This window comes from Streptomyces sp. UC4497, from assembly GCF_054871485.1.
This window is the reverse complement of sequence record NZ_JBTYHB010000050.1, coordinates 1-20,595: the sequence shown is the minus strand read 5'-3', so window position 1 is coordinate 20,595 and position 20,595 is coordinate 1. Positions and strand designations below refer to the sequence as shown.

Sequence of the window (20,595 nt, the reverse complement as noted above, 5' to 3'; positions counted from 1 at the left end):
ATCCCATGATTCTAAGATGGGTCTCATGGCTAGTGAGGAAACCCCGACGATGGCACCACCGAGCGCCGCCCACGAGACCCCCGTGCTGACCGAGCAGCCCGCCCCGCGCGCGTGGGTGGTCCGGCTCGTCGTGGTCGGCATCGTGCTCGCCGCGGTGAACCTGCGGCCCGCCATCACCAGCCTCGGCGCCCTCCTTGAAGAGGTCCGCGACGGGCTCGGGATGAGCGGCAGCGTCGCCGGGCTGCTCACCTCCGTACCGCCGCTCTGCTTCGCGATCTTCGGCGTGATGGCGCCCCGGCTCGCCAAGCGCTTCGGCCCGAGCGCCGTCGTCTGCGCCGGCATGTTCGCCATCGCCGCGGGCCTCATCATCCGCCCGTTCACCGGCGGCACCGCCGGCTTCCTCGTGGCCAGCGCGCTCGGCCTGATGGGCATCGCCGTCAGCAACGTGCTGATGCCGGTCATCGTCAAGCGCTGGTTCCCCGACAAGGTCGGCACCATGACCGGCCTCTACTCGATGGCCCTCGCGCTCGGCACCTCCACCGCGGCCGCCGCGACGGTGCCGGTGACCTCGGCGCTCGGCGGGAGCTGGCAGGCCGGGCTCGCGATCTGGGCGGTGCTCGCCGTCGCGGCGGCCCTGGCCTGGCTGCCGCTCGTGGGCAAGAAGGACACGGCCACCCTGGCGGCCGCCGCCTCACCCGCCGCCGAGTCCGCGGCGGCCTCCGAAGGAAGCGGTCTGCGCATCGTCCGCAGCCGTACCGCCTGGGCGCTCGCCGTCTTCTTCGGGCTCCAGGCCACGGCCGCGTACATCACCATGGGATGGATGGCGCAGATCTTCCGCGACTCGGGGGTCTCCGCGTCCACCGCGGGCGTGCTGCTCGCCGTCACCATGGCGATGGGCATCCCGCTCGGCTTCGTCATCCCGCGGATGGCCGCCCGGCTGCCCAGCCAGGGGCCGATGGTGATCGCCCTCGGCCTGTGCGGTCTCGCCGGTTACGCCGGCCTGTACTTCGCCCCGGCCTCCGGCGCCTGGGCGTGGGCGGTGCTGCTCGGCATCTCCAACTGCGCCTTCCCGTTGGCGCTCACCATGGTCGGGATGCGGGCCCGCACGGGCGCGGGTGTCGCCAAGCTGTCCGCCTTCGCGCAGTCCACCGGTTATCTGATCTCGATCCCCGGACCGTTGCTCGTCGGCGTCCTCAACCAGCACAGCGGCGGTTGGGGCGTCCCGATCGCGTTCATGGCCGCGCTGATGGTGCCGCAGATCGTGGTGGGCGTGTTCGCGGGCCGCAACCGCACCGTCGAGGACGAGGCGGGCGAGGCGCCCAAGGTCGCCCCGGCGTCCTGAGGGGCGCGGACAGGTGCGACACTTGGCGCATGTCGCCTGTGCTCGAGCCGAATCCCCAGAACGGCCAGAAGAAGCTCCTCCTCGTGCTCGGCGCGATGCTGGCCGTCACCGTCGTCGTCGGCATCATCGCGTCCATCGCCGCACCGTAGGACGGGTCCCCGGGAGCGTGGTGGGGTTAACTCCACCATCCCCTAGGGGGCCAGTGTCAGGGTGAAGTGGGTGGATCACCGGATGGGCCCGAGGCCCCCGGTTCCGTAGCTTCGAAGTGTCGCCGAGAGAGTCGGCGCACCGGACGAAGCGCACCCACGGAACACGGCCCTCGGAGGCAGCAGCCATGTCGATGTCAGCCCCCACGCACACCCGGCCCGACGTGGCAGCCACGGGTCGCGTCGACGTCCGGCTGCCGTGGTGGGCGATCGTGCTCCCGGCCGTGGCCTTCGTGGCACTGCTCCTGCTGATCCTCAACCCGGCGGACGCCCAGGCCGTCGCGGGCGACCCGAGCCTGGTCCACATACTGGACCGCGCGAAGGACCTGGTACTCCGATAGAGCCTCCCCACAGGCCGTTCACTCGTGCCGGGCGACCCCGTCAACTCCCTGCGCCCGGCCGAGGGTTTCATGCGAAGCTGGGAACCATGAGCGTCGCAGAACCCCGCAGGATTGTCCTTTTCCGGCATGCGAAGGCGGACTGGCCGCAGGTCTCCGATCATGAGCGGCCGCTCGCCGAGCGGGGCCGCAGGGATGCCCCCGTCGCCGGCCGCAAGCTGGCCGACGCAGGCATCTCCTTCGACCTGGCCCTGTGCTCGACCGCCACGCGTACCCGTGAGACCTGGAAGCTCGCCGTGCAGGAGATGCCGGAGCGACCGAAGACCGTGTACGAGGAGCGGATCTACGAAGCGTCGCCCGGCGAACTGATCGCCGTGCTGAACGAGACCCCGGACGACGTGCACAACGCCGTGCTGATCGGCCACAACCCCGGCGTGCAGGCCCTCTCCGAGATCCTCGCCACGGACGCCGAGGGCGACGCCCGGCAGCGGCTGAACCGACGCGGCTTCCCGACCGCCGCGTTCTCCGTGCTCACGTTCACCGGACCGTGGAAGAGCCTGGAGCCCGGCACCGCCACGCTCGCCGACTACTGGGCGCCGAGCGAGTAACCGCCACCGCCCGTCCGTCATACGTACGACGTGGGGCCCGGTACCGACGATCGGTACCGGGCCCCACGCACGACGTCCTACGCGCCCTGCGCGTCCGCGGCCTCGACCTCTTCACGCGTGACGCCCAGCAGGTACAGCACCGTGTCGAGGAACGGTACGTTCACCGCCGTGTGCGCGGCCTCGCGCACGACCGGCTTGGCGTTGAAGGCGACGCCGAGCCCGGCCGCGTTCAGCATGTCCAGGTCGTTCGCGCCGTCACCGATCGCCACGGTCTGCTCCAGCGGCACCCCCGCCTCGGTGGCGAACCGCCGCAGCAGGCGCGCCTTGCCCGCGCGGTCCACGATCTCGCCCGTGACCCTGCCGGTCAGCTTCCCGTCGACGATCTCCAGGGTGTTCGCCTGCGCGAAGTCGAGCCCGAGGCGCTCCTTCAGATCGTCCGTGACCTGCGTGAATCCGCCGGACACGACGCCCACTTGGTAACCGAGGCGCTTGAGCGTACGGATCAGGGTGCGCGCGCCCGACGTCAGCCGGACCTCGCTGCGCACCTTCTCCACGACCGAGGCGTCGAGGCCCGCGAGCAGCGCCACGCGCGCGTGCAGCGACTGCTCGAAGTCGAGCTCGCCGCGCATCGCCGCCGCCGTCACCTCGGCGACCTTGTCCTCGCAGCCCGCGTGCGCCGCGAACAGCTCGATCACCTCGTCCTGGATGAGCGTCGAGTCGACGTCCATCACGACGAGCCGCTGCGCGCGCCGGTGCAGTCCGGCCGAGACGACCGCCACGTCCACGCCCAGCTTCGCCGCCTCGGTGGCGAGGGCCGTGCGCAGCTGTTCCGTCGGGGTGCCGGACACCGCGAACTCGACCGCCGTCACGGGGTACTTCGCGAGCCGGAAGATACGGTCGATGTTGCCGCCGGTGCCGGTGATGGCGGCCGCTATCGACGCGGCCGACTCGGCGGTGAGCGGGTGACCGAGGACGGTGACGTGGGAGCGGCCCGTGCCGCGCGGACGGTTGTCGCCGATGCCGGAGATGATCTCCGCCTGCATCTTCATCGACTCGGCCCAGCTGTGGACGGTCGACCGGAGATCCCCCTCGAGCCCGGCCGGCGGCTGGGTCACCAGGGCACACAGGACGATGCGGCCGCGGGTGACGACCTGCTCGATGTCGACGACATCCACGGAGTAGGCGGCGAGGGTGTCGAAGAGCCCGGCGGTGATGCCGGGCCGGTCCTTGCCGAAGATCTTGACCAGGAGAGTGGGGACGTCCGCCGGAACGTCCACGGGAGGGGCATCAGCGGTGGGCTGGGGCTGCGAAGCGCTCATGATGGCGCCTACGTTATCGGGCCTGTGTACGGACCCCGCAATCACGCCCACCATGTAAGCCCCTGCCCTTCAAGCCCCTGCGGCGGATGGGCGGCGGGGTCCGGTTTTTCAAGCCCCGCCTTGTGGACGAGACTCGCGGGGTCCGGGGCAGAGCCCCGTGACCGCTCCACGGGCCACCGTCACGGGTCATACGGCCGTAGATACGGGTTCGTATCGGGGTTGGCGGGCCGATACGGGCTACTGGGCTGATACGGCCCCGCCGCCCCGCCGCCAGGGGACGGCGCGGGCCGAACCCGCCCGGTCGCATACGCCAGCACCGCGCCAAGCGCCCCCGCCCCCGCCCCCCACGCCGCCCCGAGCAGCACCGCCATCCCGATCTGCCCGTGCAGCTCGATGCCCGCCCCGAACGCGTCGAAGCCGAGGACCGAGAGCGAGGCGGTCGCCGATACGTCGGTGAGCCACACCAGGAGCGGCAGCGCGAGCGCCGTCACGCCCCCCAGTCGCAACGCGCACCGCCCCGCGAACCCCAGGACACCCCGTGTCACGGGCGAGCGCACGGCCGTCAGCACCCCGGCGAGCAGCATCATCACGGCCGCCGCGACCCCCAACAGCCACACCCTGCCGTCGAGTTCCGCGAGCCGCCCCAGCGTCACCGGCTCGTCGGACGCCACCCTGAGCAGTTCGTCCACCGGATCCGGCAGCAGCTTCGCCAGCTCACCCGTCGCCTCGCCGTCCCAGGGCACGAAGAGGCCGAGGGGGATGCCGAGCCACACCCCGTTGGGCGCCCCGAGCAGCGCGGCGCCCGCGATCCGCTTCGGATGGTCGTCGCCGATCGCCGCGTACGCCGCCGCTGCCAGGCCCGCGACGACCGCCATCAGCAGCACCGCCACGAGCGCCGACGCGGCCGGTCGGACCGTCCGGTTCAGCGGAGCGAGCGCGCGCGGCAGCGGAGCGCGCCGCGACGCGAGCAGGGCGATCACCAGGACACCCACCACGAACGCCGCGCCGCCGAGCAGCGAAGGGACCGTCTCCACGGTGAACCCGACGGAGGCCTTCGCGTCGACCAGGTCACCGATCCGGTCGGGCAGCGCGTCACCGATCCCGCCCGGCAGCTTGTCCGCGATGTCCCCCGGGAGCGCGTCCCCGCCGCCCGGAATCTTGTCGAGCCCCAGCTGCGAGCCGTCGATCGTGATGACGTCGTGACCGGCCCAGGCGAGGCCGCCCATCATCGCCACGAAGAGCGCCACCACGGCGCCCGCACGCGCGAGGAGTTCGCCCGGCGCCACCTCAACTCCGGCCGCGCGCAGGGAGCGTAGAAAGAACCAGCTGATTGCGAGCGCGCCCACCAGACCCACGCCGAGCGGCGCGATGTCGATCGCCGTCTCCGCCTGCGCGCCCTCGATCCCGAAGGCCGAGACGTCCCCGGAAGGCGTCACACGGCCACCCGCCGCGAGTGCCACCACGGCGGCCGTCATCGGCCCGAGCGAAGCGGCCGTGTCCGCCTCCAGCAAGTGCAGGCCGAGCGCCGCGACTCCGGCCATGGCGATGAACGCCCAGCTCACCGCGGCCACGGCGGACAGCAGGACATCGCCGACGGGCAGGCGCGCGCGCCGCTTCGCGTCGTGGCCGCTCTCCGCCAAGGACATGAAGGACCCCCCGATCCGCCCCGCCTCGCCCCCTGAGATCCCAATTGCGCATGATCCGTTGCGAGTTGTGGGCGCCTACCACTCTCCGGGGCCGCATCCGTACCGTCAACGGGGCGCGTGCCAAGGGCTGTGCGGGAGGTACGAACGGGCTTCGCGCAAGGCCCGCCTTTCGGTCACGGAGGGCTTCCTGAAATAGTTCCTCACGATGTTCGACATCCCTAGACTCCCCATGTCGGGGGAAAAACTCGGGGGACAACTCAGTGGGGCATGGAGTGCCTGATCTCGTACTGGAATTGAATGGCAGGACCTGGACGCTCGACGCGTCCAGGCCGTACACCCTCGGACGTGATCCGCAGGGTGACATCGTGCTCGACGACGCCCGGGTGTCCTGGCGTCACGCCACGATCAGCTGGGGCGGCCGCAGTTGGGTCATCGAGGACCACGGCTCGACCAACGGCACCTTCGTGCAGGGGCACCGGATCCACCAGATGGAGATCGGCCCCGGCTCGTCCGTGCACCTGGGCAACTCCACCGACGGCCCCTGCCTGACCGCGCAGGGCAGCGCCCGCACCGCCGCCGTGGCCTCGCCGCACCAGGCGCAGCAGCAGGCCGCGGGCCTCGCGCAGCAGCCGCCACCGCAGCAGTACCAGCAGCAACCGAGCTGGTCCCAACAGGCGCCCCAGCAGCGCGAGGCGCCACGGCAGCAACAGCCGCCGCAGGCGCAGTGGGTGCCGCAGCAGCAGGGCGCCGGCGGGGTCGCGGGGGCCCCGCCCGTGTACGGCGACCGCAGCCCCACCACGTTCCACCAGCTGGCACTCGGCCGCGTCATGCGCATCGGCCGCTCCCTGGAGAACGAGCTGGTCGTCTCCGACCTTCAGGTCTCGCGGCTGCACGCCGAGTTCCACGCGTCGCCCGACGGCCACTTCGAGATCCACGACCTCGGCTCGCACAACGGCACGTACGTCAACGGCCAGCCGATCCCCAAGGGCGGCACGACCCTCCTCGGCCCGAGCGACATCGTGGGCGTAGGACACTCCACGTTCCGCCTGGTTGGCGACCGGCTCGAGGAGTTCGTCGACACCGGTGACGTCTCCTTCTCCGCGCGCCATCTGACGGTCACCGTCGACGGCGGCAAGCAGATCCTCAAGGACGTCTCCTTCGGCGTCCCGGAGAAGTCGCTGATCGCGGTCATCGGCCCGTCGGGCTCCGGCAAGTCGACGCTCCTGAAGGCGCTCACGGGCTACCGCCCCGCCGACAAGGGCGATGTCCTCTACGACAACCGGAACCTCTACAAGCAGTTCGCCGAGCTGCGCCAGCGCATCGGTCTGGTCCCGCAGGACGACATCCTGCACAAGGAGCTGACCGTCAAGAAGGCGCTCAAGTACGCCGCCAAGCTGCGCTTCCCCGCGGACACCAGCGAGCAGGAGCGCCAGCAGCGCATCGACGAGGTGCTGCGCGAGCTCAAGCTGGACATCCACAAGGAGAAGAAGGTCACCTCCCTCTCCGGTGGCCAGCGCAAGCGCGTGTCGGTGGCCCTGGAGCTGCTCACCAAGCCGTCGCTGATCTTCCTGGACGAGCCGACCTCCGGCCTCGACCCGGGCATGGACCGCGACGTCATGCAGCTGCTGCGCGGACTCTCCGACGACGGGCGCACGGTCCTCGTCGTCACCCACTCGGTGGCCGAACTGGCGCTCTGCGACAAGCTCCTCGTGATGGGTCCCGGCGGCGCCGTCGCCTACTTCGGCCCGCCGGAGGAGGCCCTCAACTTCTTCGGCTACAAGACGTGGGCCGATGTGTTCTCGGCGTTCGAGAACTACCGCGACTACGACTGGGCGGGCCGCTGGAAGGGCTCTCAGCACTACCAGATGTACGCGGCCGACATCGACGCCGTCGCCGCGCAGTCGGACCCGGTGGCGCCGCCCTCCGCGATCAAGCCGCCCAAGACGCAGCCCTGGGGCTCCCAGCTGTTCACGCTGATCCGCCGCTATGTGTCGGTGATCGCCTCCGACCGGGGCTTCCTCGGCCTGATGGTGATCCTGCCTGCGGTCCTCGGCCTCGTCTCTGTGGTCATCCCGGCCGACTTTGGCCTGGGCCCGCCCAAGCCACCGGCCAAGTACAACGGGGACGCCGGCACGATCATGCTGATCATCGCGGTCGGCATGTGCTTCTCCGCGGCGGCCAACTCGGTCCGCGAGCTGATCAAGGAGCGGGTCATCTACGAGCGGGAACGGGCCACTGGCCTGTCCCGCTCCGCGTACCTGATGTCCAAGGTCATCGTCCTCGGCGTGATCACGGCGTTCCAGGGCGTCATCATCTGCGCCATCGGCTTCATCCCGCGCGAACTGCCGAAGGAAGGCCTCCTGCTGCCGCCGGCCGCCGAGCTGTGCATCTCGATCATCGCCCTCGGCTTCGCGTCGATGATGTTCGGCCTGGTGATCTCCGCGCTGGTGAAGACGTCCGAGAAGACGATGCCGCTGCTGGTCATGTTCGCGATCGTCCAGGTCGTGTTCACCGGTGTGCTCTTCCAGATCTACGGCACCGTGGGCCTCGAGCAGTTCGCCTGGCTGATGCCGTCCCGCTGGGCGGTGGGCGCCGCGGGCGCCACCCTGGACCTCAGCAAGCTGATGCCGCCGTGGGACCCGAAGAACCCGAACGACTTCGACCCGCTGTGGGAGCACTCGGTCACCCAGTGGGGCATCAACCTCACGGTCCTGCTCGTGCTCGCCGTCGTCTGCGGCTTCGCCGTCGCGCGCCTGCTGCGCCGCCACGAGCCCGAGGTCATGCGCAAGTAGGAGAGTCCGTAGGGACACACGAAGGGCGGCACCCTGTGGGTGCCGCCCTTCGTGCCGTGGGGGTTCAGCGTGTGCCGGACCTGGAGGTCCCGACTACAGGAATCAGTACGCGCTGTCCACGTTGTCGATGGAGCCGTACTTGTCGGCCGCGTAGTTGGCCGCGGCCACGATGTTGGCGACCGGGTCGGTCAGGCTGTTCGCGGTGCCGTCGACGTGGTAGGCGTCGAAGGTCGGCTGGATGACCTGCAGCAGGCCCTTGGACGGCGTGCCGTTCACGGCGTTGATGTCCGTGCCGTTGACCGCGTTCGGGTCGCCGCCCGACTCACGCATGATGTTGCGGTGCAGGCCCTCGTACGAACCCGGAATGCCCTTGTCCTTCATGATGGCGAGGGATTCCTTGATCCAGCCGTCCAGGTTGTTGGCGTAGACCGGCTTGCGGGCGGCGGCACGCGCGGCGGCCTGCTGGGCCTCGCGCTCCTTCTTCGCCTGCGCCTCGGCCTTCGCCTTGGCCTCGGCCTGGGCCTTCCGCTCGGCCTCGGCCTTCTTCTTCGCCGCGGCCTCCTTCTGGGCCTTCAGCTTCGCCTCGGCCTGCTTGGCCTTCTCGCTGGCGGCGGCCTGCTGGTCGGTGACGCTGGCGTGGACGTCCTTGATCTGCTTCGCACCGGCGTCGGTGGTGAACGCGACCGGGGCGGCGGCGACCGTCTCGTCCTTCGCCTGGGCCTGGGTGTCCTGACCCGGCACCAGCGTCACCGCGAGGGCGGCGGCGCCGAGAGCGGCGACACCGGCGAGCGAGAACTTGTGGGTGCGGGTCAGCTGACTATGGCCCGCGTTGGCGTGCTTGGACATGAGATGGGGACCTCTCTAAGAACGGAAGTCGCTCGCCGACCGGGGGACCGGACGGTCGTGTTTGGGACACGAACTCCACGGGTAGGACCGCGGGGCGCCGAACAACGATGGACATTCTTAGCGGCCGCAAAATGCCGAGGCAAAGGTGTGACCTACGAACCCGGGTAGTGGGCCGGGGAGGCGCAAAAAGGGGCAAGAAGCCAATGTCCGACTTCCTGCCCCAGTCCAGCAACGGACCAAAGTCCCGTACTCATCCACTACGGACCTTCGTACGTGACGTGGGCCCTATGCGCGGCGTCACACGCGCCCCCTCCCGAACTCACTCGTGGTTGCCACTGCAACGCACAGCGTGAGGCCTCTCCTCCGGGAGGATGAGGTGCACGTCGCCGAACTCGTGCCACAGGTAGCGCCCCCTCAGCGCCTCCTCATACGCACGGTCCACGGCGGCCCGCCCCGCCACCGCCTCCAGCATCAGAAGGTGGGAGGCCTCCGGCTCGTGCAGCCCCGTCAGCAGCCCGTCCACCACCCGCACCCCGCGCCCGGGCGTCACGACGAGCTCCGTCCAGCCACGGGCCGCCCGTACGACCCCGTCACCGTCGACGGCGGACTCGACGGCCCGCACGGCAGTGGTCCCCACGGCGATGACGTTCTGTCGCGCGGCCCGCGCGGCGTTGATCAGGCGGGCCGACGCCTCGGGCACCTCGAAACGTTCCGCATAAGGAGGCTCGTGCGACTCGGCGGACGCCACCCCCGTATGCAGCGTGATCGGCGCGAACTGCACACCCCGGCTCACGAGCCGCGACACGATCGACTCAGTGAATGGCCGCGCGGCACTCGGCATCTCCGCGCTGCCCGCCCCGGCGGCGTACGGCAGCGCGAACACCGTCTGGTAGGCGGCCAGCGGCTGATCCCGCTCCGTGTAGGAGTAGCGGATGGGCCTCCCGCGCCGGCCGAGCAGCGCGGGCACGTCCCCGGTCGCCCGCACCCACCACAGCCGCTCGCTCCCGGCCGCCAGCGGCTCCTCATAGGTGAGGCGTACGCCGCCGGGGAGCGCGACCACGGACCCCGCGGGCCCTCCGGCGCGCGGCCCCGTCGTGCCCCGGTCGTCCGGGTCCCGCAGCTCGACCGCCCAGCGCCCGTCGTCGCCGCGCGTCGAGAAATGCACGACTACGCGCGCGTGCCCCACCGCTCCGTCGACGGCGGCCGCCAACGTAGGAGACGTATTGACGACGAGCAGATCCCCGGCCCGCAGCACGGACGGCAGCTCGGGGAAGCGGTGATGGGCGGTTTCGGTGCCGCGCGACACCAGAAGGCGTACGGACGATCTGTCCCGGCCGGGCCCCCGCTGCTCGGCCGGGACCCGCGCCGACAGCTCCTCGGGCACCCGCAGCGCGAGCGCCATCACGACTCCAGAAGGGACGGGGCCGAGTAGCGCCCGCTCGCGGGGCGCCGGTCCAGGAGACCCAGGAAGGCGGGGACCACGTCCTCGGGGCGCGGCACCTCGCTCAGATCCTCGTCCGGCTCGGCCGCCGCCAGCATGTCCGTCCGCATCCCGCCCGGATCGACCGCCCACACGCGCAGCCCGGGCTCCTCCATCCCGAGCACGGCCACGAGCTGGTCGAGGGCCGCCTTCGTCGACCCGTAGCCGCCCCAGGTGGGGTACGCCTCCGTGGCCGCGTCCGAACTCATGCTGATCACCGTCCCGGCTGGCGCCTCACGCAGCAGCGGCAGCGCCTCCTGGAGCAGACCGAGCGGCGCCACCACGTTGACCTCGAGCGCCGACCTGAAGTCGTCCAGCGAGTGACGGTCGAGCGGCACCAGCGGCTCCGCGCCCAGCACGCTCGCGTTGTTCACCAGCAGATCGAGCCCGCCCAGCTCCCATGCCGCGGCGATCAGCTCCACCCGGTGCCCGCCGTCCGCGACATCGCCCGGCACGGCCGTCACCGCCCCACCGTGCTTGCGCAGCCGCTCCGCCACGTCCTCCAGCGGCCCGGCGTTGCGCGCGTCCAGGACCAGGTCCCAGCCCCGCTCGGCCAGAGCCGTCGCCAACGCCCTGCCGAACCCCCGCGAAGCCCCCGTGATGATCGCTACCGTCATGACACCGTCCCCTTGCGTACGTCATCCGTTGTGCGTCGTGTCCTCAACGTAGGAACGCGGCGGCCCTCGGCACCTCGTACGCGAGCAGCAACAACGCAGGGCCCTTCGCCCTACGCCGACCGACCTAGGCGGAGCGCTCCCTCGGTCCGATCCGGCTGTCACACCCCGCCGGTACGGTGAGCCCATGAGTCAGGGTCCACGTACAGGCTTGGCCGCGGTGAGCGCCGCGCTCCTCGCCATGAGCAGGCATCTCGAGGTGCGCGACGTCCTCAAGACGATCGTCGCCTCGGCCCGCGAGCTGCTCGACGCCGAGTACGCGGCGCTCGGAGTGCCGGACGACCACGGGGGCTTCGCCCAGTTCGTCGTCGACGGCGTCAGCGAGGAGCAGTGGAAGGCCATCGGCCCGCTGCCGCGCCAGCACGGCATCCTCGCCGCGATGCTGCGCGAAGCGAAGACCGAGCGCCTCGCCGACGTCCGCAAGGACCCCCGGTTCGAGGGCTGGCCCTCCGCCCACCCGGACATGTCCGACTTCCTCGGCCTGCCCATCAAGGACGGCGAGGAGACGATCGGCGCCCTCTTCCTCGCGAACAAGAACTGCCCCAAGCCGCAAGGCGGTTGCGGCTTCACGCAGGACGACGAGGAACTGCTCGGGATCCTCGCCCAGCACGCGGCCATCGCGCTCACGAACGCCCGGCTCTACGAGCGCAGCCGTGAGCTCACCATCGCCGAGGAGCGCTCCCGGATCGCCCACGAGCTGCACGACGCGGTGAGCCAGAAGCTCTTCTCGCTGCGCCTCACCGCACAGGCCGCGGCGACCCTGATGGACCGTGACCCGGACCGCGCCAAGGGAGAGTTGGGCCACGTCGCGGAGCTCGCCGCGGAGGCCGCCGACGAACTGCGCGCCGCCGTGGTCGAGTTGCGCCCCGCGGCCCTCGACGAGGACGGCCTGGTCGCCACCCTGCGCACCCAGATCCAGGTGCTCGACCGCGCCCACGCGGCGCACCTCACCTTCACCACCAGCGGCATAAAGGCGCTGCCCGCCGCCCAGGAGGAGGCGATGCTGCGCGTCGCCCAAGAGGCGCTGCACAACGCACTGCGCCACTCCGGAGCCGAGAAGGTCCGGGTCGCACTCGACAAGTGCGGCCAGGGCGCCGTGCTGCGCGTCACCGACGACGGGGCGGGCTTCGACCCGAAGGCGATCCGCAGCGCGGGCCGCCACCTGGGCCTTGTCTCCATGCGCGACCGGTCCGGCGGGGTCGGCGGCAGACTCACAGTGGAATCGGAGCCCGGCAAGGGCACCACGATCGAGATGGAGGTCCCCGGTGGCTGACCCGATCAAGGTACTGCTGGTCGACGATCACCAGGTCGTCCGCCGGGGCCTGCGCACCTTCCTGGAGGTGCAGGGCGACATCGAGGTCGTCGGCGAGGCGGCGGACGGCGCCGAAGGGGTCGCCCGCGCCGAGGAGTTGAAGCCCGACGTCGTCCTGATGGACGTCAAGATGCCGGTGATGGACGGAGTCGACGCGCTGCGCCGGCTCCGCGAACTCGACAACCCCGCCAAGGTGTTGATCGTCACCAGCTTCACCGAGCAGCGCACCGTCGTCCCCGCCCTGCGCGCGGGGGCCGCCGGTTACGTCTACAAGGACGTGGACCCCGACGCCCTGGCCGGCGCCATCCGTTCCGTCCACGCGGGCCACATCCTGCTGCAACCCGAGGTCGCGGGCGCCCTGTTGGCCCAGGAGGAGACCAACGGCGGTCAGGGGAGGGGCGGTTCCCTCACGGAGCGCGAGCGCGAGGTGCTCGGCCTGATCGCCGACGGCCGCTCGAACCGGGAGATCGCCCGCGCCCTCGTCCTCTCCGAGAAGACGGTGAAGACCCATGTCTCGAACATCCTGATGAAGCTCGATCTGTCGGACCGTACGCAGGCCGCCCTGTGGGCCGTGCGACACGGCATCGCGGGCTGAGACACGAGGTCGCGGGCCGAGAGGCACGCGCGGGCGCACGGACGCGACGGCAACACGGAGCGTCGCACTCCGTTCTGGAATTCATACCGTCGTGTAGATGTCCCTCGGACGGCGTATCCCTTTGAGGGGTGGCGCGTTCTCCAATGCGTGCTGCGGCGGTCATGTCGCGGCGACCGCTGAGGAGGATCCAGAAGTGAAGAACCTGAAGAAGGCCGCGGCCGTCACCCTCGTGGCCGGCGGCCTTGTCGCCGCCGGTGCGGGCCTCGCCTCCGCCACCGACGGTGCGCACGCCCACGGCCACGCCGTGAAGTCCCCGGGCGTCGGCTCGGGCAACCTGATCCAGGCCCCGGTCCACATCCCGGTGAACGCCGTGGGCAACACCGTCTCGGTGATCGGCGCCCTCAACCCGGCGTTCGCGAACGACGGCTACAACGGCTGACGTGTGCTCAGGGTTCGCCGGCCCCCGGGGTGTTTCCCCGCGGGGCCGGTCCGCTTTTTGGGGCGGCACTCCTGTTCGATAGCGCGGCTGGTCGATTCGTCGGCCTATTGATCCAATCGGGCGGATCGAACGTTCACCCCGTGTCCCTCACGCGCCCCGCGCGTTTCTCAGCGTGCGACCCCGCGGCTGGGGTCGGACCGCAATATCTGGAGGAACGCTTCTCATGAACATCGCCAAGAAGGCCGCCGTGGCCGTCGCTGTCGCCGGCATCGCCGCGGGTGCCTCCGCCGGTGCCGCCTTCGCCGACTCGAACGCCGACGGCGTGGCCGCGAACTCCCCGGGCGTCGGCTCGGGCAACAACGTGGGCGTTCCGGTTCACGTCCCGGTCAACGTCGACGGCAACTCCGTCAACGTCATCGGCCTGCTGAACCCGGCGTTCGGCAACACCGCGGCGAACAACTGAGGTTCGCTGCCCCCGAGGCACAGGAAGGCCCCCACGGACCCGGTCCGTGGGGGCCTTCCCCCGTTCCCGGCCCCGTGCTCAGCCCCGCTCCCGCTCCTCCACGAACGCGTTGTACGCGGCCACCTGCGCGCGCCGGGCCGTCCGCTCCACCGGGCGCAGCGCGAGCGCCCGCGCCCCCATCTCCGACGCGCTCACGGCGCCCCCGTGCCCGCTCTCGTACGCCACGGAGACCAGCAGCCCCACCCGCTGCGCCAGTTCGAGCACCCGCACCGCCCGTCCCGGATACCCCGGAGCCAGCGCCTCGCGCCCCCGCTCGGCCCGCGCCCGGTACGCGTCCACGGCGGCCTCGGACACCGGCCCCGACCCGGCCACGTCGAGCCGCGTCAACACCTCGGTCGCGTCCCGCAGCGCCTCCGCCAGCTCCCGCTCCGCCTCGCCGAGCGAGGGCACATCCGCCGGCGGCGCCTCCCGCACCGGCAGGCAGTGCCACATCACCGAGACGTGCACATCGCCCTCGGGACCGACCTCGTCCACCTCGGGCACGAGCCCGAGCGCGGCGCCGTGACAGACCACCGCCTCCTCGGCCTCCAGAGCCCGCGCGTTGAACTCCGGCGGCCCGCTGAGCCCCAGCGGATGGCCCGGCGCGGGCAGCGCCACGCGCAGGCCGCCGACGCCGAGCGCCCGCAGCCGGCCGAGTGCCAGCGTCAGACCGACGGGCCCGTCCTCGCCCGGAAGCCCCGCCACACGGTGCGATGTGTCCTCGCCGACAATCGCGAGCGCCGCGTCATCGGGCGCGACAAATCCACCAAGAAGGGCATTTCCCCAGGCCGCCAGGCGTCCGGAGCGTGGTTCAGTGAGCATGCGACCCACCTTAGAAGCCCGCAAAGCTGCCAAAAGCCCGACCGATGGAATGGACCGCGGGGGCGGTGGCGTAGGTTTTCCCTGGGGGCCGTGCCGAGCAGGAACTATGCGAAGGCATGACGGACGCGGCGAACAGACGAGACTGCAATGGGAGACAACGCGCTCATGAGCGATGTACTGGAGCTGGAGGACGTATCCGTGGTCCGCGAGGGCCGGGCTCTGGTGGACCAGGTCTCCTGGTCGGTGAAGGAGGGGGAGCGCTGGGTCATCCTCGGACCGAACGGCGCGGGCAAGACCACCCTCCTGAACCTCGCCTCGAGCTACCTCTACCCGAGCAGCGGCACCACCACGATCCTCGGCGAGACCCTCGGCAAGCCCGGCACGGACGTCTTCGAACTGCGCCCGCGCATCGGCGTCGCCGGCATCGCGCTCGCCGACAAGCTGCCCAAGCGGCAGACCGTCCTGCAGACCGTGCTCACCGCCGCGTACGGCATGACGGCCGGCTGGCAGGAGGAGTACGAGGAGATGGACGAGCGGCGCGCCCGCGCGTTCCTCGACCGGCTCGGCATGAGCGAGTACCTGGACCGCAAGTTCGGGACGCTCTCCGAAGGAGAGCGCAAGCGCACGCTGATCGCCCGCGCCCTGATGACCGACCCCGAGCTGCTGCTCCTCGACGAGCCCGCGGCGGGCCTCGACCTCGGCGGCCGCGAGGACCTGGTGCGCCGCCTCGGCCGCCTCGCCCGCGACCCGATCGCCCCCTCGATGATCATGGTGACGCACCACGTCGAGGAGATCGCCCCCGGCTTCACGCACGTCCTGATGATCCGCCAGGGTCAGGTCCTCGCCGCGGGCCCGATCGAGCTCGAGCTCACCTCCCGCAACCTCTCCAAGTGCTTCGGCCTCCCGCTGGTCGTCGAGGAGAGCAACGGGCGCTGGACCGCCACCGGCCTGCCCCTCAGCTGACCCTTCGCGCTCCCGCGCAGGCCGGACTGCCCCTGTCCGCGCGGGAGTTGCGGATCTACCATGGCCCTGTGGCAGACATCGACGCATGGGTGTGGTGGCTGATCGGGGCGGCCGCACTGGGAATCCCACTCGTCCTCACCGCCATGCCCGAACTGGGCATGCTGGCCGTCGGCGCCGTGGCGGGCGCCGTCACGGCAGGCCTCGGCGGCGGTGCCGTCCTCCAAGTGGTGGTCTTCGCCGCTGTGTCGTGCGCCCTCATCGTGGTCGTACGCCCCATCGCCAGGCGCCAGCGCGCGGAACCGCCCCAACTGGCCACCGGCGTGGACGCCTTGAAGGGCAAACAGGCCGTCGTCGTCGAGCGCGTCGACGGACAGGAGGGCGGCCGGATCAAGCTGGGCGGCGAGATCTGGTCCGCCCGCGCCCTCGACGCCGACGCGACGTTCGAGCCGGGCCGGCAGGTCGACGTGATCGACATCGAAGGCGCCACCGCGATCGTCATGTGATCCGACAGGTGATCCGAACCAGCCCCGCCACGTGGGCAGTTCTGACACACTCGACTGCGTAAGACCTCATGATCTTCCGGCGCGAGGGCGCCGGAACCACGACGGTACGAACGGTACGAGGGGCACGGGAGACTCGATGTCAGCGATCATCATCGTCCTGATCATTCTGGTGGTGTTGGTCTTCATCGCGCTGATCAAGACCATCCAGGTCATCCCGCAGGCGAGCGCCGCCATCGTCGAGCGCTTCGGCCGCTACACACGCACGCTGAACGCGGGCCTGAACATCGTCGTCCCGTTCATCGACTCGATCCGCAACCGCATCGACCTCCGCGAGCAGGTCGTGCCGTTCCCGCCGCAGCCGGTGATCACCCAGGACAACCTGGTCGTCAACATCGACACCGTCATCTACTACCAGGTGACGGACGCGAGGGCGGCCACGTACGAGGTCGCCAGCTACATCCAGGCCATCGAGCAGCTCACGGTCACCACCCTGCGAAACATCATCGGTGGCATGGACCTGGAGCGGACCCTGACCTCCCGCGAGGAGATCAACGCGGCGCTGCGCGGCGTCCTCGACGAGGCCACCGGCAAGTGGGGCATCCGCGTCAACCGCGTCGAGCTCAAGGCGATCGAGCCGCCCACCTCCATCCAGGACTCGATGGAGAAGCAGATGCGCGCCGACCGTGACAAGCGCGCCGCGATCCTCACCGCCGAAGGTATCCGCCAGTCCCAGATCCTCACCGCCGAAGGTGAGAAGCAGTCCGCGATCCTCAGGGCCGAGGGTGAGGCGAAGGCCGCGGCCCTGCGCGCGGAGGGCGAGGCCCAGGCCATCCGTACGGTCTTCGAGTCCATCCACGCCGGAGACCCGGACCAGAAGCTGCTCTCGTACCAGTACCTGCAGATGCTCCCGAAGATCGCCGAGGGCGACGCCAACAAGCTCTGGATCGTCCCCAGCGAGATCGGCGACGCCCTCAAGGGCCTCTCGGGCGCGTTCGGCAACTTCGGCGGCTCCATGCCGGGCAGCGACGCCAAGACACCGCCGGTCATGCCGACGCCGCCCCAGCCGCGCCGCGAGCAGCCGCCGATCGACTAGGACATCGACCAGTACGTCGAACAACGCGAGGGCCCGCCGACCGTATGGTCGGCGGGCCCTCGCGTCATGTCCCTACGCGGCGGTCTGCGACAGCCACTCCGGCAGCCCGACCCGACCACCGGCACCGAGCGACAGCAGCATCGCATCGGCGGGAGTCGGCTCGAACGGCTGCCGCAGCAGCGGCATCCCCGCCTGCTCGGGCGTCCGGTTCGCCTTGCGGTGATTGTCGGCGGCGCAGGACGCCACCGTGTTCAGCCACGAATCAGCACCGCCGTGCGACCGCGGCACCACGTGGTCGACGGTCGTCGCCCGCTTGCCGCAGTACGCGCACCGGTGCTGATCCCGTACGAGTACACCCCGCCTGGACCACGGCGCGCGTCTTCGGAACGGCACCCGGACATACCTGCACAGCCTGATCACCCGGGGCACCGGAATATCGATCGCGGCACCACGCATGCGCAGCTCGGGATGGACCTGCTCGACAACGGCCTTGTCCTGCAGCACCAACACGACGGCTCGATTGAGCGTCACTGTGGAGAGCGGCTCGAAGCTCGCGTTCAGCACCAGTGTGTCCCGCACCCTGCCCACCTCCCGTACACATACGCACCGGATCACCCCTCGGCGTCCGTGCGTCAACTCTGGCCGTGCACGCCGAGATGGACAACGCAATATCTGCCCTACGCAAAAAATGCCCGCCCCTGATCAATTCCATGACCAGAGGCGGGCAAACGTTCCATGAACGCGGGGTTTGGCTCAGCCCTCGGCGGGCGCCCCGTACTCGGCGACGACCTGGGCCCGAGCGATCGTGTGGAACCGCAGGTTGAACCCGACGAAGGCCGGCGTGGCATCGGAGTCCGGGCCGAGCTTCTCCTGGTCGACCGCGTACACGGTGAACACATAACGGTGGGCGGGGTCCCCGGGAGGCGGCGCCGCGCCCCCGAACTCCTTCGTCCCATAGTCGTTGCGCACCTGCACGGCGCCCTCGGGAAGCCCCTCGAACTTGCCGCTGCCGGCACCCACCGGCAGTTCGGTCACCGAGGCCGGGATGTCGAACACGCTCCAGTGCCAGAACCCGCTGCCGGTCGGCGCGTCCGGGTCGAAGCACGACACGGCGAAGCTCTTGGTCTCCGCCGGGAAGCCCTCCCAGCGCAGGTGCGGCGAGGTGTTCCCGGCCGCGTACACCTGCGCGTCGTCCAGCGTCCCGCCCGGCTCGAAGTCCTGGCTCACGACGGTGAACGACGGCACCTGCGGATGAAAGTCATGAGGAAGCGAAGCCCTCTGGGGCTGCTCGGTCACAACGACACCTCCTGGATCTACGGAAACACTGGTCCCACAGGGCCTGTCGACCCTGCTCCTGAAACCCTAGAACCAGTTCCTCTTGCTGCCGACCTCGGACAGCCACTGGTGCAGATACGCGGACCAGTCCGTGCCCTGGAAGTCCTGGTGCCCGACGACGAACGACCGGAACGTGTCGCGGCCCTCGCTGAACAGCCCCGGCTTCTTGTCCATCTCCAGTACGACGTCCATCTCCCGGTCGTCGGCCACGAAGCTCAGCTCCACCTGGTTGAGCCCCCGGTACTGCTGCGGCGGGTGGAACTCGATCTCCTGGTAGAACGGCAGCTTCTGCCGCGTACCCCGGATGTGGCCGCGCTCCATGTCCGCGCTCTTGAACCGGAAGCCGATGCGGATGAACGCGTCGAGAAGCGCCTGCTGCGACGGCAGGGGGTGCACATTGATCGGGTCGAGGTCACCCGAGTCGACGGCCCGGGCGATCTCCAGCTCGGTCGTCACCCCGATGTTCATGCCGCGCAGCTGCTGCCCGTCGATCATCGTGACGGGCGTCTCCCACGGAATCTCGAGCCCGAACGGAACGGCGTGCACGGCCTGCGCCTTCAGCTCGAACGCGCCCCCGAGCCGCACCTTGGTGAACTCGATGTCCTGCTTCGTCTCCTGGTCGTTCCCCTCGACCTCGACCCGCGCCTGCAGACCGACGGAAAGCCCCTCGATCTCCTGGTCGACGGACCCGCCCTGGATCCGCACCTCACCCTGGACGACACCACCGGGCACGACATTGACCTCGGTGAGCACCGTCTCCACGGACGCCCCGCCCGCGCCCAGACTCGCCAACAGCCGCTTGAACCCCATGCCTCGATCTCCTCCGTGTGCGAACCACTGCTGATACTGCTGACTACAAACGCGGGACACCCGCGCCCGGTTCCGCGAGCGCGTGTCCCACCCCGCTCCACTACCCTCGGAGGGCATGATCGCGGCCCCTGACCGTACGCCCCTCGCACGTGAGTTCTTCGACCGACCTGTACTGGACGTCGCCCCCGACCTACTCGGACGCACGCTGGTCCGCTCCACCCCGGACGGACCGATCGAGCTCCGCCTGACCGAGGTCGAGGCCTACGACGGCGCGAACGATCCCGGGTCCCACGCCTTCAGAGGCCAAACCGCCCGCAACAGCGTGATGTTCGGGCGCCCCGGACACGTGTACGTCTACTTCACCTACGGCATGTGGCACTGCATGAACCTCGTCTGCGGCGAGGAGGGCAGGGCGAGCGCCGTGCTGCTCCGCGCCGGCGAGATCATCGAAGGCGCCGAACTGGCCCGCAAGCGTCGACTATCGGCCCGGCACGACAAGGAACTGGCCAAAGGCCCGGCCCGCATGGCCACGGCCCTCGGCGTGGACCGATCCCTGGACGGCACCGACGCCTGCGCCCGAGCGGGCTCCCCACTGAGAGTCCTGCACGGCACCCCCGTCCCCGCTGACCAGGTACGCAACGGCCCACGCACCGGCGTGTCCGGCGAGGGTGGCGTCCACCCCTGGCGCTTCTGGATCGCCAACGACCCGACGGTGAGCCCCTATCGGGCCCATACTCCCCGCCGCCGCTCAACTTGACGCGCCCCTACGGGATCCGTAATGTGGCCCGAGCCGCTGAAGCCGGATCTGGCGCTCAGCCAACCCCCGGAAGCGGCCAAACCACTCATTACGACTTCCCTCTGCGGGGTCTTTTCGGCGTGCTCGCATGCCGAAATTCGAACTCGCGAAACTCGATTATGAGTTGCCGGGAGATTCGGCTAATGTGGTGGACACGCCGAAAGGCAGAGGCCC

General features: G+C 70.3%; 20 protein-coding genes and 2 pseudogenes. 13 read left to right on the top strand and 9 right to left on the bottom strand.

All coding sequences use genetic code 11. The annotated features are described in order from the left end of the window. The first annotated feature begins 25 nt into the window (after positions 1–25). The 4 genes from ACYSUO_RS38870 (at position 26) to ACYSUO_RS38855 (ending at position 2,494) form a co-directional block, all read left to right on the top strand. Positions 26–1,342 (top strand): CynX/NimT family MFS transporter, encoded by a 1,317-nt coding sequence (locus ACYSUO_RS38870; RefSeq protein WP_461780921.1) that lies wholly within the window; start codon positions 26–28, stop codon positions 1,340–1,342. A 38-nt stretch (positions 1,343–1,380) separates the two neighbouring features. Then, positions 1,381–1,491 (top strand): SGM_5486 family transporter-associated protein, encoded by a 111-nt coding sequence (locus tag ACYSUO_RS38865; protein WP_266725572.1) that lies wholly within the window; start codon positions 1,381–1,383, stop codon positions 1,489–1,491. A gap of 191 nt (positions 1,492–1,682) precedes the next feature. Continuing rightward, complete coding sequence (locus ACYSUO_RS38860; RefSeq protein ID WP_461780960.1) at positions 1,683–1,889, top strand: hypothetical protein; 207 nt, start codon at positions 1,683–1,685, stop codon at positions 1,887–1,889. An 86-nt stretch (positions 1,890–1,975) separates the two neighbouring features. After that, positions 1,976–2,494: a SixA phosphatase family protein gene (locus ACYSUO_RS38855; RefSeq protein ID WP_461780920.1), complete on the top strand. Its 519-nt coding sequence runs from the start codon at positions 1,976–1,978 to the stop codon at positions 2,492–2,494. 77 nt (positions 2,495–2,571) lie between these two features. Here ACYSUO_RS38855 and serB read toward each other — a convergent pair whose 3' ends face one another. Together serB and ACYSUO_RS38845 are read right to left on the bottom strand one after the other, a co-directional pair. Then, positions 2,572–3,813 (bottom strand): phosphoserine phosphatase SerB, encoded by a 1,242-nt coding sequence (gene serB / locus ACYSUO_RS38850; RefSeq protein WP_266721136.1) that lies wholly within the window; start codon positions 3,811–3,813, stop codon positions 2,572–2,574. Between the two features lie 194 nt (positions 3,814–4,007). After that, positions 4,008–5,459, bottom strand: a pseudogene (locus ACYSUO_RS38845) (streptophobe family protein); the annotation flags it as partial. A 272-nt stretch (positions 5,460–5,731) separates the two neighbouring features. Between ACYSUO_RS38845 and ACYSUO_RS38840 the strand changes: the two are divergent. Next, a complete protein-coding gene (locus ACYSUO_RS38840; RefSeq protein WP_461780919.1) occupies positions 5,732–8,251 on the top strand; it encodes an ABC transporter ATP-binding protein/permease in 2,520 nt (839 codons plus the stop codon). Between the two features lie 102 nt (positions 8,252–8,353). Here ACYSUO_RS38840 and ACYSUO_RS38835 read toward each other — a convergent pair whose 3' ends face one another. The 3 genes from ACYSUO_RS38835 to ACYSUO_RS38825 form a co-directional block, all read right to left on the bottom strand. Then, on the bottom strand, positions 8,354–9,097 hold the full coding sequence (locus tag ACYSUO_RS38835) for a transglycosylase SLT domain-containing protein (RefSeq protein WP_461780918.1): 744 nt from the start codon (positions 9,095–9,097) through the stop codon (positions 8,354–8,356). A gap of 319 nt (positions 9,098–9,416) precedes the next feature. Next, positions 9,417–10,499 (bottom strand): S-adenosylmethionine:tRNA ribosyltransferase-isomerase, encoded by a 1,083-nt coding sequence (locus ACYSUO_RS38830; RefSeq protein WP_461780917.1) that lies wholly within the window; start codon positions 10,497–10,499, stop codon positions 9,417–9,419. After that, the gene (locus ACYSUO_RS38825) at positions 10,499–11,194 is read right to left on the bottom strand and encodes an SDR family NAD(P)-dependent oxidoreductase (RefSeq protein ID WP_461780916.1); all 696 of its coding nucleotides are present in this window, start codon (positions 11,192–11,194) and stop codon (positions 10,499–10,501) included. Before ACYSUO_RS38825 ends, ACYSUO_RS38830 begins: the two co-directional genes overlap by 1 nt. Before the next feature lie 184 nt (positions 11,195–11,378). On the opposite strand from ACYSUO_RS38825, the gene ACYSUO_RS38820 reads away from it, so the two are divergent. From ACYSUO_RS38820 to ACYSUO_RS38805, 4 genes are all read left to right on the top strand, one after another. Continuing rightward, a complete protein-coding gene (locus ACYSUO_RS38820; RefSeq protein WP_461780915.1) occupies positions 11,379–12,524 on the top strand; it encodes a GAF domain-containing sensor histidine kinase in 1,146 nt (381 codons plus the stop codon). Further along, a complete protein-coding gene (locus ACYSUO_RS38815) occupies positions 12,517–13,158 on the top strand; it encodes a response regulator (protein ID WP_461780914.1) in 642 nt (213 codons plus the stop codon). Before ACYSUO_RS38820 ends, ACYSUO_RS38815 begins: the two co-directional genes overlap by 8 nt. Before the next feature lie 193 nt (positions 13,159–13,351). Further along, complete coding sequence (locus tag ACYSUO_RS38810; protein WP_461780913.1) at positions 13,352–13,597, top strand: chaplin; 246 nt, start codon at positions 13,352–13,354, stop codon at positions 13,595–13,597. A 223-nt stretch (positions 13,598–13,820) separates the two neighbouring features. After that, on the top strand, positions 13,821–14,060 hold the full coding sequence (locus ACYSUO_RS38805; protein WP_385766661.1) for a chaplin: 240 nt from the start codon (positions 13,821–13,823) through the stop codon (positions 14,058–14,060). Positions 14,061–14,138: 78 nt separating this feature from the next. Here ACYSUO_RS38805 and ACYSUO_RS38800 read toward each other — a convergent pair whose 3' ends face one another. Then, positions 14,139–14,921: a hypothetical protein gene (locus ACYSUO_RS38800; protein WP_426904488.1), complete on the bottom strand. Its 783-nt coding sequence runs from the start codon at positions 14,919–14,921 to the stop codon at positions 14,139–14,141. Between the two features lie 147 nt (positions 14,922–15,068). Here ACYSUO_RS38800 and ACYSUO_RS38795 point away from each other — a divergent pair. The 3 genes and pseudogenes from ACYSUO_RS38795 to ACYSUO_RS38785 all read left to right on the top strand — a co-directional run. Next, a pseudogene (locus ACYSUO_RS38795) lies at positions 15,069–15,617 on the top strand (ABC transporter ATP-binding protein); the annotation flags it as partial. A gap of 335 nt (positions 15,618–15,952) precedes the next feature. Then, a complete protein-coding gene (locus ACYSUO_RS38790; RefSeq protein ID WP_404081278.1) occupies positions 15,953–16,387 on the top strand; it encodes an NfeD family protein in 435 nt (144 codons plus the stop codon). A 136-nt stretch (positions 16,388–16,523) separates the two neighbouring features. Continuing rightward, positions 16,524–17,480, top strand: a complete 957-nt coding sequence (locus tag ACYSUO_RS38785) for an SPFH domain-containing protein (RefSeq protein WP_461780912.1) — start codon at positions 16,524–16,526, stop codon at positions 17,478–17,480. Between the two features lie 72 nt (positions 17,481–17,552). Here ACYSUO_RS38785 and ACYSUO_RS38780 read toward each other — a convergent pair whose 3' ends face one another. The 3 genes from ACYSUO_RS38780 to ACYSUO_RS38770 all read right to left on the bottom strand — a co-directional run bounded on the left by ACYSUO_RS38780 (position 17,553) and on the right by ACYSUO_RS38770 (position 19,625). Further along, positions 17,553–18,059 (bottom strand): HNH endonuclease, encoded by a 507-nt coding sequence (locus ACYSUO_RS38780; RefSeq protein ID WP_461780911.1) that lies wholly within the window; start codon positions 18,057–18,059, stop codon positions 17,553–17,555. Between the two features lie 174 nt (positions 18,060–18,233). Further along, positions 18,234–18,776: a YbhB/YbcL family Raf kinase inhibitor-like protein gene (locus ACYSUO_RS38775; protein WP_461780910.1), complete on the bottom strand. Its 543-nt coding sequence runs from the start codon at positions 18,774–18,776 to the stop codon at positions 18,234–18,236. A 66-nt stretch (positions 18,777–18,842) separates the two neighbouring features. Continuing rightward, the gene (locus ACYSUO_RS38770) at positions 18,843–19,625 is read right to left on the bottom strand and encodes a sporulation protein (RefSeq protein ID WP_461780909.1); all 783 of its coding nucleotides are present in this window, start codon (positions 19,623–19,625) and stop codon (positions 18,843–18,845) included. Positions 19,626–19,740: 115 nt separating this feature from the next. On the opposite strand from ACYSUO_RS38770, the gene ACYSUO_RS38765 reads away from it, so the two are divergent. Continuing rightward, a complete protein-coding gene (locus ACYSUO_RS38765; RefSeq protein ID WP_461780908.1) occupies positions 19,741–20,382 on the top strand; it encodes a DNA-3-methyladenine glycosylase in 642 nt (213 codons plus the stop codon). The last annotated feature ends 213 nt before the right edge of the window (positions 20,383–20,595 follow it).